Below are 13,214 nucleotides of genomic sequence, written 5' to 3' on the forward strand. Positions count from 1 at the left end.
CGAGACTAATTAAAGCCCCATGTTACTTACCAAATACGCACACGTTCATCTTCAGGAAGATATAACGCATCGCCTGGTTTTACATCAAACGCTTTGTACCATGCATCGTGGTTACGTGGTGCTTGTGCTCTAAAGCGACCTGGGGCATGTGTGCCACCACGAAGTTGGTTAAGCATACTTTGTTCAGTACGTTTTTCTTTCCATACTTGTGCCCACGCAAGGAAGAAACGTTGATCGCCAGTCACACCATCAATAACAGGCGCTTCTTTACCATTTAAACTTAGCTTATAAGCATGATAAGCCATCGACAAACCACCCACATCACCAATGTTTTCGCCAAGGCTATTTCGACCATTAACAAAGTTACCTTCGATTGGCTCGTATTTACTGTACTGGGCAGCAAGTTGATCGGCTTTTTTGTCAAATGCAGCGCGGTCAGCATCAGTCCACCAGTTTCGTTGAATCCCGTTTTCGTCTGATTTTGAACCTTGGTCGTCAAACCCATGACCCATTTCGTGACCAATTACAGCGCCAATACCGCCATAGTTTACAGCCGGATCGGCATTTGGATCGAAAAACGGCGGTTGTAGAATTGCAGCCGGAAATACAATTTCATTAAACGAGCTATTGTAGTAAGCGTTTACGCGTTGTGGCGTCATGCCCCAGCGGTTACGATCTGTTTTTTGTAGCTCTTTTTCAACACTTTCTGCGTGGAAAAACTCACGCATGTTTTTCACATTACCGATTAAATCGTTTTTGGTAATGCTTAAACCGTCATAAGACTGCCAAGCATCGGGATAACCAATTTTTGGTACAAATGCAGCGAGCTTAGCGCGCGCATTTACTTTAGTGTCATCGCCCATCCACTCTAGGCTATCAATACGTTCACCAAGGGCTGTACGAAGGTTTTCAACCAGCTCAGACATTTGCTGTTTTGATGATTCAGGGAAGTAACGTGCTACGTATATTTTACCAATAGCAAAACCAAGAGAGGTCGTGCCCGACATTTCACTGATTGCACGCTTCCAACGAGGGCGAGGCTCTTGCTGTCCGTTTAGTTCTTTACCAAAAAAAGCAAAGTTAGTATTAAATACGTCCTCTGATAGTAAACCCGCGTTACCGCTAATAGCGTGATACGTTAGGTAGTCTTTCCATACATCAATATCTTCTTGATTGATTAGCTCAATCATCGCTTTTATTGGCTCAGGCTGAGATACATTTAACTGAGGTACTTTATAACCTGTTTGCGCAAAGTATAAATCCCAGTTAAAGCCAGGATAAGCAGTGCTTAAATCGGCACGTTCAACTTGGTTAAGGGTTAAATCGCGATTACGGCGCTTTTCACGAGGCCAATGACCTTGTGCAATTTTAGTTTCAAGGTCAACAATTGCTTGAGCACGCTCAGTTGCATTTTCAGTTCCTGCAAACTCAAGCATGTCAGCAATGTGTGTAACATAGGCTGCACGCATTTTAACAAAGCGCTCAGCGTCTTCAAGGTAGTAAGAGCGATCGGGTAAGCCTAAACCACCAGCACCTAGCGACATTTCATATTTGTTAGGATCTAAACGATTAAACCACATGCCGCCACCCAAAGGGGCTTTATTACCGGTTAACCAAGACTTACCAAACATTTCAGCTAAATCGTCAGTCGACGATATATCACTAATTTCACTTAATAATGGCTTGATAGGCGCTACACCTAGTTTATTAAGTGTTTCGGTATCCATATAGGCGTTGTAAAAATCTGCAACGAGTTTTTCTTCTGTGTTTAAATCTTTACGTGCTGCTATTTTTTCAATAATAGCTTTAACATCGCCTTCACTGCGCTCAGCTAACCCTGAAAATGCACCGTAGCGGGTTTTATCTGCAGGCATTACGTAGTTGTCATACCATGTGCCACTGGCATACATAAAAAAGTCATCGCCTGGTTTCACGGCTTCGTTACGGGCTGTTAAATCAACACCAAAACTACCTAATTCTGCTTTTTCTGCCACTGTTGCTGTGGCTACTTTAGGTTGTTGCTCGTCTGTTTTTGTTGTTTGCGGCTCTGAACAACCGGTAATAAATGTGGCAGCTAATGCTGCGGCAATTAAACTCTTTTTCATTATGTTCCCCTGAGGAGCTTTTTCGATTCAAATAGATGAGAATCATTTTATTATTACGAATATTTAACTTATCGATTGTTATTGATATTAATCAGACAAACAAATCTTTTGAGGTGAATCACCACAGCGCTCGATAAAGCTAATATTAAGCAAAAGCAGGGCACAAGTATGGGATAAACTTCTATCTATTATGATTAATAATTTCATCATATTTGACCATAATAAGAGCTGCGAGTGATCTTTATGAAGGCGATGAATGATAGTAAAAAATAAAAGAGCACTAATGAAATTAGTGCTCAGTAAAGGTTAAATAATATTATGTCTATTAAAAATTATATCTAGCGGTAAAGCGAATACTTCTTGGAGCTTGATACCCCGTTGGTGCTAAGAAGTTTGGATTCACATCATTACTACCCTGAGATAAGTCTTTTGTTTGATTATATTCAGTCACTTTATCTAGATTAAGCAAGTTGAATACATCCATTTTTAGCGTAAGCTTATTATCTGCCCAATCTGGAACATAAGTAACACCAGCATCGAGCATGTAACTCCAGTCGGTACTCCCATAATCACCACGATTAGTTAGTTCTCCACCACAATAAAAACTTGAAGCACCGTAACGCTTAAAGTTAGGCTCATCATAAACGGTAGAGCCGTTACCTTTTTCCATATCATCGGTTGTAATGTAACCATTACAACTAAGAGGCGTGCCTGACATAATATTCATATTTGCAGTTAAAGTAATTTCTTCTGTTACTTTATAAGCACCATAAGCTTTAAATTGATGACGACGGTCATTTGGTAAGTATCCATCAGAACCATCTTGGAATTTCTTATGATCAAAATCTTGAGTCGCCCCAGCATCTTCCTGACCAAGTGTTGAATTTACATAACCTTCAATATTACCTTCACTTTTTGAATATACGTAAGAAATATTTGTATACCAACCATCGGCAAAAGCTCTTTCTAATGTGAACTCTAGGCCTTTATAACTTCTTTTGTATTCAGGAAGATCAAAATACTCATTTGACACTGTTTGCTCTGTTACTTCTCCGTCTCCGTTAAGATCCATGAAGACTTTCAGATCTTTACCCGGATTTATTAGTAAACAGCCAGCAGTAGAACCCACATCAAAACCACCAGCAGGAGTTACCCAACCATTTTCTTCATTAGCAACAGGAATACCCTCGGCTTCAGCCCATTTAAAGAATCCGTCGTGGGCACACATATCATCCATACCATCTTGAACTTTACGGTACATAAACTTAACACCAGCAGTCCAATTATCAGAAACTTGCTGTTGATAACCTAAAATGAATTCATCTTGATGCATAGGGTCTAAATCAGCGACAGCGATAGTTCTAGGATCCGGTACTTGCAGATCGGTATAGCCAGTTCCAATTTCAGCACCAAGATTTACTGGTTCCCCTGTAGCAGGATCAAAACCATCAACATAATAAAAATGCTCCGAAGATGATTCTAAACGTGTTGCTCTAATATTTGTATTACCAGCAATAGGTATATAATAACGGCCTAAAGTACCATAAAGCTTTTTAGATGAATCCCCGTCAATATCCCAAGAAAAGCCAGTTCTAGGTGCTATTAAATCATCTGCTTCTACAAACACTTCACCATTTGCAGCATAGTTAGTAAATGTTTCATTACGGACACCAAAATAAAGAAGTAGATCATCAGTTACTTGCCAGTTATCTTCAATATAGAAAGCAGTATTTTCTACTTTAAAACTACCTGACTGAGTGTCACTAGTGCGGACGCGAACGGCTTTAGTACCTAGAGGGAGGTCAACACCATTTATACCTGTTGATGAATAGCCACCCTCACTAACATCGATGTAGCGGTAATAGTTATTACCAGTATAAGACGAACCTATTGTAAACGAAGTATATTCTTCGTTGTTATAGCCGGCTCTAATATTATGATCGCCTAAAGTATAATCAAAATCAATTTTATAACTGTTACGCTCATCACGGTCTGATTTGGCATCGAGTGCACCAATCGTAGTTTGTGATGGATTAAAGCAGCCAACATTTGTAAGTGCAGCAAATGAAACTCCAAAAGTATCATAAGCTAAAGCACATAATGCTGCGTCAGGATCTGGATTGCGCGGGTTTTTATTTTCTTCTTTATTTTCAAGTTCGCCGTACATCAGACTTAATGAAAGATTGTCTGTTAGATGACCATTATAATTAATAATAAATATGTCACCGCCATTTTCTTCTGTATAACTAGATGATTCGGTGCCATGTTTACCTGTGTAAAATTGATCTACTGAGTTTACATAATAAGTTCTATCTATTTCAGTTTCATTTTGGATATAAGTACCAGAAAGGATATGGTTATCGGTAATATACCAATCTAGAGTTACAATGCCATTTGGATTTGTAACAGAACGATTATCGCTTGTATCACGGTTATAATAATCACGATTATCATCTTGAAACTCTACGTTAGCATACATAAATAACGTATCTTCAATTATTGGCCCGCCAACTGAAAAGTTATAACTTAAGCTGTTAATATAATTATCTGAGTTATAGCCAGCGTATACAACTTCATCACTTGGTGTACGGTCAATAGTATCAATTCCAGGTTCTCTTAGGCTATCTGGAGAGTAATAAACTGCTCCACCAAACTGCCATTCATTTGTCCCTTTTTTAGTTATTACATTTGTTATTCCACCAAGAGAGCGGCCAAATTCTGCACCATAACCACCTGTCTTAACTTGCGTCTGCCCAATTGCGTCAAAAGGCAATTCAGCAAAGCTTAGTAAAGTACGTAAGCTTGTTACATCGAATCCATTTATATAAAAGCCATTTTCACCAACAGATGAGCCACCAAAAGAGGGGAGATTACCAAAGTCATCATCACCAGCTACCGTACCGGGTGTTAACAGAGCAATGGAAGTAGAATCTCGTCCTATAGGTAATAACTCAACCTGTTCTTGAGTAAAAACCATTGTTGATTCAACAGAACTTGTATCGATAGCACGAATTTTTGAACCAAAGACTTGAATTACTTCCGTACTTTGATCAAATAAAACTGAACTACCAGTACCAAGAGTTACTAAAATGTCACGTGAAATGCCATTGCTGCTTGTTACAGTATACTTACCTGTCGGTACATCTTTAAAGTTGAAGCGGCCATCAGCTCCAACAATTACATCACGGCTTAAGCCTGTGTTTTTATTTTTGAATGTAACTGTTGCGCCAGTTTTTGCTTGACCGTATATAGAGCCAGATGTATTTGATGCGGCTAGTGCAGTAGGAGCTGTGACTAAAAGTGCAGTTGATACAGCTAACGCAGATAAAGAGTGCTTAAACCGTTTATTAGTTATTTTTTTCATTTTCATCCCTAGATTGAAATCTAATAATATTAGTAACTTTTGACCTACGATAAAGTAGGTACAATTAATTTACCTTTTATTAACTTAAGGTGCAATTTTTTTAACTTTTACTGATTTAAGCTCTGCGTTTTTAGTTTAAAAAACCAATCAGGGTGAAAATAATCATAAAAATGAACTTATTTATAAGTAAATTAAAGGAGGATATATTTGTTCTAGGAAGTAGATAAATAAGGTCGAAACATTAATGTTTAAAGGTAGAGTAGTGACTAAATTATTAAGTAACTATGTAAAGGTACTAAATATCTCTGATGAGTAATTGATTTAACATCGTCTTCGCTGCGCTCAGTTAATCCTGAAAATGCACCGTAGCGGGTTTTATCTGCAGGCATTTCATCGTTGTCATACCATGTGCCGCGGGCATACATAAAAAGTCGTCGCCTGGTTTACGGCTCTGAACAACCGGTAATAAATGTGGCAGCTAATGCTGCGGCAATTAAACTCTTTTTCATTATGTTCCCCTGAGGAGCTTTTTGGATTCAAATAGATGAGAACCATTTTATTATTACGAATATTTAACTTATCGATTGTTATTGATATTAATCAGACAAACAAACCTTTTGAGGTGAATCACCCCAGTGCTTGATAAAGCTTAGATTAAGCAAGAAGTGAGCAAGTCCAAAGCGCGAGGTAAACTCACGCCTACGGTTAATGGCAGTGTGCAAATTTATCTGTAGGCGCGGCTTTACGCCGCGATTGTTTAAATTAGCTTAAAAGCGCGAAGTAAACTCACGCCTACGGTTTAATAGCGATACTTAGATGTATTCATGGGCTGGGGCTTTAATTTATCTGTAGGCGCGGCTTTATGCTGCGCTTGTTTAAATTAGCTCAAAAAGCGCGAGGTAAACTCACGCCCACGGTTAATAGCGATGTTTAGATGTATTCGTGGGCTTGGGGCTTTAATTTATCTGTAGGCGGGGCTTTATGCCGCGCTTGTTTACTATTTATTTTGCTGAAGTTCCCACATACGGGCGTATTCTCCGGCGAGTGTAAGTAACTCATCGTGCTTACCCTGTTCAATAATTTGTCCGGCTTTGAGCACAATAATGGTGTCTGCATCGGTAATAGTAGAAAGGCGATGAGCAATTACAATACTCGTATGGTTACTGGCCACTTCACGCATTGCTGCGAGTATTGCTTGCTCAGAATGAGAGTCGAGTGCTGAAGTTGCTTCATCAAAAATTAAAATAGGGGACTTTTTCAAAATAGCGCGCGCAATAGCAATACGCTGTTTTTCGCCGCCGGATACCTTTAAACCGCGCTCGCCAACCAGTGTTTTGTCGCCTTTATCAAGAGTTACTACAAAGTCTTTTAAATGCGCCATTGCAATGGCTTTATCAATTTCTGCATTGCTTGCTGATGGTCTACCGTAAGCAATATTTTCACGAATAGTGGTATTAAATAGCACAGTATCTTGCGGGACTATTGCAATGGCTTTTCGTAAACTATTAAGTGTTACTGAGTTTATTGCTTGATTATCGATACTAATTTCACCAGCGCTTACATCATAAAAACGATACAGCAGTCGGGCTAATGAACTTTTACCAGCACCACTGGCACCAACAATGGCTACTTTGCTGCCAGCTTTAACACTAAAGCTAAGATTATTAAGAATAGGGCGATGCGCATCGTAGCTAAAACTCACATTTTTAAATGTTATTTCACCTTGGCTAATATTGAGCTCTTTTGCATTAAGTGCATCGGTTATTTGTGGTTTTTTGTTAAGTAGCCCAAGCATGTTTTCAAGGTCGGTTAGCGCGCGTCTTATTTCGCGGTACACAAAACCTAAAAAGTTAAGCGGTAAAAATAGCTGAATCATATACGCGTTAATCATCACAAGTTCACCAATAGAGAGCGTACCTGCAACTACTTCGGTTGAGCCCAACCACATTAACGCGGTAATAGCACAAGCAATAATAAGTGCTTGGCCTGAGTTGAGGGCGAGTAACGACATTCTATTTTTTAAACGGGCTTTTTCCCAGTTTGCTAAAAAGGTGTCGTACGTTTTTGCTTCAAACTGCTCATTATTAAAATACTTTACAGTTTCATAATTAAGTAGGCTGTCTATGGCGCGGGTATTACTTTGATTGTCGGCAGCGTTTGCTTCTCTAATAAAACGGTTTCGCCACTGAGTAACCACCACAGTAAAGGTAATATAAATAGCAACTGCCAATAATGTAATAAGCGCAAACCAAACAGAAAACAGCGTGCCGAAAATAATCGCAACGGTCAGTATTTCAAACAAAGTAGGCACAATGTTAAACATTAAAAAACGCATTAGAAAGCTTAAGCCGCTCGTACCGCGCTCTATATCGCGGCTAATGCCACCGGTTTGCCTATCTAGGTGAAAGGCAAGCTCTAGCGAGTGCAAATGCTTAAATACTTTTAAACCAATATCACGCATTGCGTGCTCGGTTACGCGCGAAAATACAGCATCTCTTATTTCACCTAAAAATACGCTAGCAAAACGCAGCGCGCCGTACATCAATAACAATAAAGCGGGGATAACTAACAGTGGGTTAATCGACTTATCAACCGAGTCTATTATTTCTTTAAGCGCCCAAGGCATTAAAAGCGTGGCACCTTTTGCGCCTATAAGCGCCATAAGTGCAATAAAAACACGGCCTTTAAATTTTGTAAGGTAGGGCCACAGTGTTTTTACGCTTTGGCGTAAATTCATCGCGTCTGGTCGTTTTTCACTGCTTTGTCTGGGGCGCATTAAAAGTCTCAGTAAAATTAAATTAGATAGTAAATAATTAAAGGCTATTGTATTTCAAATACTAGCCCTTATATACTACGCATCCCTTATTTTAGTTTTAAAACGTGAATGTTTAAATTTAGAGTGTTTTTAACTGCCTTTTTGCTACTTGCTGCACTTTTTAGTGTGCAAAGTAATGCTATGGGCGCCTCACAAAATTTAAATATTACTGTTAGTACGCAGGTTTCGCTTACTGATATTGGCGATTTAACTAAAATACAGCCTATTACTAAATCTGTAGATACTACGCAGCATAAAAAAACGCATCAAACCGATTTTGACGCGCACCAACCAAGGTTAACTGCCAATAATTCATCATTGTTTTTGCACACTGTTCAAAGTGAGTCTGAATACGATGTTGTTTTTGAATTTTTTGCTCAAAACCTTGTTAGGCATATATTTTTAAAACCATGCGCTGTTAACCCTATACAACCTTGGTATACGCTTGTAACTAATAGTAAAAAGTCGCGCTTAAGTGGTTGGAAAGACGTTAACTTACTCTACACTGCTGTAACTACCTACCACGCTTAATTTTCCTTATTTAATTTTATTAGGTTTTAACTTTTAAAGTTTTAGCCTGCAGATTAATTGTGCTTTTAAAAAGTACGTTATCAGCTAATGGCTGATAGTAAGGATTAAAGATGTTAAGTTTTAAAAAAGATAAAAAGCCGTCTACGGCTAAGTTCAAATTAAGTTATATAGCCATGCTAATAGTATTGGTTTTATTAGCTATTAGCGCATTACCAAACCTATATCCAAATAAATCGTGGTTGCACGTAAGTAGTACGCCGCACAGCGAAAGACAATCTTTACCGAGCACTAAAACCCTAGTTACCTTTTTAAATAACCAAGGGCTTGAGGTTGAGCAGGGCTTAGATAAACAATCAACTATTAATGTACTTTTAAACGAGCCAACTAAAAGCGCTCAGGCGCAAGCGGCTATAAAAGCGCAATACCCAAACACGCAAGTTAAAATTGTTGAGCATGCAACCAGCCCAACATGGTTACAAGATTTTGGTTTATCACCAATAAAGCTAGGCCTTGATTTAAATGGCGGTGTGCTATTTGTACTAGACGTAGACTTAGATAAAGCCGTTGATGAGCAATTAGTCAGTGCGTATCAACAAGCTAAATCAATCATTATTAAGCAAAAAGCACATGGTGTAAAAGCGCAGCAAACTCAGCACGGGTTTGAAATAAACGCATTGCCTAGTGCAACCGACAAGCTAACCCCCGTTATTGAAGAGCTACAAAGCCGATTTGCTAATTTAGCCGTTGTAACAAGCAATAACGGCAACGTTAAAACTGCCAAATTTAGTTATTCAGAGCAAGGGCTAAGCAGCTTTGATAAAGAAGTTATGGGGCAAACACTTACAACTCTTCGTTCACGTATTGAAGAGTTAGGCATTACCGAAGCGGTAACACAGCAACAAGGCAAACATCGCATTCGTATAGAGTTACCGGGCGTGCAAGATCCAACCGAAGCAAAACGTATTATTGGTGCAACTGCATCGCTTGGTTTTTACCAATTAAAAGAAATTGGCGGACAAACATTTAATATGCAATCGGGTGGAACGATAAAGCTCGATCCTGTACCAATTTTTACAGGCGATCATATTAATAACGCTAATATAGGCCGCGATGATTGGGGCAAACCACTGGTACAACTTAGCCTAGACGGCCAAGGCGGGGATGCAATGTCGGCGTTTTCAAAAGCTAATATTGGTAAGCCGATGGCGACGGTTTACTCTGAGTATTCTCAAAACGCTAAAGGCGAAGTAGTTAAAAAAAGCGAAGTTATTAATGTTGCTAATATTGCTCAGCATTTAAGTTCGCGTTTTAGTATTACCAATATGAAAAGCCAACAAGCGGCAGCCGATCTAGCATTGTTACTACGTGCAGGCTCGCTTACCGCGCCTGTTACAATTGTGCACGAGCAAACAATAGGGCCAAGCCTCGGCAGCGAAAACATTAGTAATGGCCTAGCAGCTCTTATGTTAGGCATGGGTATTACGCTTGCATTTATGGCGCTTTGGTATCGCCGTTTAGGCCTTATTGCAAACGTAGCACTTATATTAAATTTAACATCGCTGGTGGGCTTAATGTCATTATTACCAGGGGTTGTGTTAACGCTTCCGGGTATTGCAGGGCTAGTACTAACCATAGGTATGGCGGTAGACACTAACGTAATAATATTTGAACGCATTAAAGAAGAACGTCGCCAAGGCCGTGCACCGTATCAGGCTATTCAAGAGGGGTATAAACAAGCCGCAAATACAATATTTGATGCCAATATAACCACCATGATCACTGCACTTATTTTATATGGCATAGGCTATGGGCCAGTTAAAGGTTTTGCCATTACACTCGCACTGGGGCTTTTAACATCTGTATTTACAGGTGTGTACGTATCAAAAGTATTAAGCCAAACGTTGTATTTAAAAATGGGTAAAAAAGCAGGAGTAAAAGCACATGCTTAACACTTTTTTGAAAGGTGAAAAGGGCACACGTTTACGTTTTATGGGTATGCTTTTAAGTGCCATTTTAGTGCTGCTATCAGTATTTACGCTTACGCAAAAAGGTTTAAATTTTGGCCTAGATTTTACCGGCGGTTATTTAACTGAGTTTACAACCAGCCAAAGTGTTGAACTAAAAGAGCTTCAATCGGTTATTGCTAAAAATCACAACGGTGAGTTTGAGCTAACCGCGCAAGGTAATAGTCATTTTCAATTAAGAGAAGCGCCAACTACATCAACTACATCAACAACAGCTAATAGCCTTGATTGGCAAAGCGCCGTTACGCAAAACGATGATATAAACGCACAGGTTTTATCGTCGGCTTATATTGGCTCGCAAGTGGGCGATGAGTTATTTGATCAAGGCTGTTTAGCAATGTTTGCTGCAATGATTGCGGTAATGATTTACCTTGCAGTTCGCTTTGAATGGCGATTAGCATTAGGCTCTGTGGTTGCGCTAATACACGATTTAGTACTAATACTTGGCTTGTTCTCGTTGTTACAACTTGAGTTTAACTTAACCGTACTAGCAAGTTTACTAGCCATTATTGGTTACTCACTTAACGACTCAATAATAGTAGGAGATAGAGTACGCGAGCTTTTACGTGTTCAATCAAACAATGTACTTAGCCCAGCGACTATTATTAATAATGCGATTAAAAGTACGTTAACACGCACTTTAATAACGTCGGGTACCACACTTGCAACAGTTGCAAGTGTTTGGCTACTTGCAGGCGCACCACTACAAGGCTTTGCTATTGCATTATTTACCGGCATTGTAGTGGGTACGTTCTCGTCTATTTGTATTGCAGCGACTTTACCGGAGCTAATGGGTTTAAGCGCTAAAAACTACGAGATTAAAGTAGATGCCCACACGCAAACATTATTAGATATGCCATAAGGTTTTAAATAAAGCACAAGCAAAGAGCTGCACCAACCAATAAACGACTCTTTGCTTGTTTAATGCTTATTTAAACCCCGCTAGTATTCCAACAAACCTTGCGGGGTTTAAAACAATGGTTTTAAGCCCCGCAAAAATGTTAAACTAACTGCCTTATTTTTTACAGCCTGTATTGTATTAATCCCCATGAATAAAGCCCACGTTATCGAACACCTTCGTTTTGCACTAGAAGCGCAGCTTACAACTGCAAAAGTAGCGGCAAAAACCGCGCACGACACCGCCACACATGAAGAAAACATAGCCGAAAACAAATACGATACCCTAGGGCTCGAAGCCGCTTATTTAGCACAAGGCCAAGCCCAGCGCGTAAACGATTGCTATAAAAGCATAGAATTGTTTGAGCCTGCCTTTAACGAAAAGCCAACCGACAAAATAGCTATCGGTTCGTTGGTATGTTTAGAAGATGATAACTCAGCCCAAAAATGGTTTTATTTAGGCCCAGCTGCTGGTGGTTTAACCGTAAACGTTAAACAGCATGCAATTGCTGTAGTAACACCCGGCGCACCAATGGGCAAGCAGTTATTAAATAAACAGATTGATGATGAAATTACGTTAACAATTGCAGGTAAAGCCCACGAATACGTGGTGGTAAAGATTTTATAAAGCTTTGGTTCTTAAGTGAAACACTATCCAGCAAAGCCATACCAACGTAATAAACTCCTACCTTTATTCATAAATTAATTGTCGGATGGCATGGCTTCGCCATTTATCCGACCTACGTCAATGCTTTTATGGCGTAACGTGGTGTGTATTTCAATTTGTACAAAGGGATATAATGAGAAGTACCCAATAGTTTAAAAATGAGCAGGGTTGACTTTAGGTGCTCCCGTTTTAATTGATTTTAGTGGTTATACAGCCTCGTTGGTTGTATTTCCCAAGTTGGCTACTCGGTGCTACTATAGTGATACATTTGTTTGGGGATTATTATGAGAGTAGAACTAGTAACAACATTGAAGCGTCAAGCAACGAAGATATTATCTGAACTTCATTCCTCTAAAGAACCTGTGTTGATAACTGAACATGGACAACCATCTGCATACTTAGTAGATGTTGATGATTATGAATTTATGCAAAAGCGTATGCAAATTCTTGAGTCTCTTGCAAAAGGAGAGCAGGCAATAAGTCGTGGTGAAACCATGTCGAATGTTGAAGCTAAAGATAAAATGTATAAATGGCTGAAATAATTTGGACTAATCCAGCTTTGAATGATCTTAACGATATTGCTGAATATATCGCATTAAGCAATTTGCAGTCAGCGAAGAAATTGGTTTCCAAAATATTTGAAAAAGTTGAACGTCTCGAACTCTTTCCTGAATCAGGGAAAAAACCAATTGAGTTAGCTAATCTAAATTACCTTGAAGTGGTCGTGAATCCTTGTCGTATATTTTACAAAAAAGATAACGATAAAGTATGTAGTGGTCAATAAAATTTGGCCACAGTTTTAGAATCTTGG

9 protein-coding genes and 1 pseudogene are annotated in these 13,214 nt (G+C 39.2%); 6 read left to right on the forward strand and 4 right to left on the reverse strand.

What is annotated here, in order from left to right; genetic code table 11:
• Nucleotides 1–26: 26 nt before the first annotated feature.
• The 4 genes and pseudogenes from PX700_RS07685 to PX700_RS07700 all read right to left on the reverse strand — a co-directional run bounded on the left by PX700_RS07685 (nt 27) and on the right by PX700_RS07700 (nt 8,245).
• The gene (locus tag PX700_RS07685; protein ID WP_479520404.1) at nt 27–2,105 is read right to left on the reverse strand and encodes a M13 family metallopeptidase; all 2,079 of its coding nucleotides are present in this window, start codon (nt 2,103–2,105) and stop codon (nt 27–29) included.
• A gap of 325 nt (nt 2,106–2,430) precedes the next feature.
• Nucleotides 2,431–5,469, reverse strand: coding sequence for a TonB-dependent receptor (locus PX700_RS07690; protein WP_479520405.1), 3,039 nt, complete (start codon nt 5,467–5,469; stop codon nt 2,431–2,433).
• A gap of 305 nt (nt 5,470–5,774) precedes the next feature.
• Nucleotides 5,775–5,978, reverse strand: a pseudogene (locus tag PX700_RS07695) (M13 family peptidase); the annotation flags it as partial.
• 488 nt (nt 5,979–6,466) lie between these two features.
• A complete protein-coding gene (locus PX700_RS07700) occupies nt 6,467–8,245 on the reverse strand; it encodes an ABCB family ABC transporter ATP-binding protein/permease (RefSeq protein WP_479520406.1) in 1,779 nt (592 codons plus the stop codon).
• Between the two features lie 108 nt (nt 8,246–8,353).
• Between PX700_RS07700 and PX700_RS07705 the strand changes: the two genes are divergently transcribed.
• The 6 genes from PX700_RS07705 to PX700_RS07730 all read left to right on the forward strand — a co-directional run bounded on the left by PX700_RS07705 (nt 8,354) and on the right by PX700_RS07730 (nt 13,187).
• Nucleotides 8,354–8,815, forward strand: a complete 462-nt coding sequence (locus PX700_RS07705) for a hypothetical protein (protein ID WP_479520407.1) — start codon at nt 8,354–8,356, stop codon at nt 8,813–8,815.
• 110 nt (nt 8,816–8,925) lie between these two features.
• The gene (gene secD, locus PX700_RS07710; RefSeq protein WP_479520408.1) at nt 8,926–10,764 is read left to right on the forward strand and encodes a protein translocase subunit SecD; all 1,839 of its coding nucleotides are present in this window, start codon (nt 8,926–8,928) and stop codon (nt 10,762–10,764) included.
• Entirely contained in the window at nt 10,757–11,701 is a 945-nt protein-coding gene (secF, locus tag PX700_RS07715) for a protein translocase subunit SecF (protein ID WP_479520409.1), read from the forward strand. The genes secD and secF overlap by 8 nt, the downstream gene beginning before the upstream one ends.
• 186 nt (nt 11,702–11,887) lie before the next feature.
• Entirely contained in the window at nt 11,888–12,364 is a 477-nt protein-coding gene (locus PX700_RS07720; RefSeq protein WP_479520410.1) for a GreA/GreB family elongation factor, read from the forward strand.
• Nucleotides 12,365–12,687: 323 nt separating this feature from the next.
• Nucleotides 12,688–12,945: a type II toxin-antitoxin system Phd/YefM family antitoxin gene (locus tag PX700_RS07725; RefSeq protein ID WP_479520411.1), complete on the forward strand. Its 258-nt coding sequence runs from the start codon at nt 12,688–12,690 to the stop codon at nt 12,943–12,945.
• Nucleotides 12,933–13,187 carry a type II toxin-antitoxin system RelE/ParE family toxin gene (locus PX700_RS07730; RefSeq protein WP_479520412.1) on the forward strand — a complete coding sequence of 85 codons (255 nt, stop codon included), beginning with the start codon at nt 12,933–12,935 and terminating at the stop codon, nt 13,185–13,187. The genes PX700_RS07725 and PX700_RS07730 overlap by 13 nt, the downstream gene beginning before the upstream one ends.
• The last annotated feature ends 27 nt before the right edge of the window (nt 13,188–13,214 follow it).

It is taken from the genome of Pseudoalteromonas sp. TP27 (assembly GCF_056470645.1).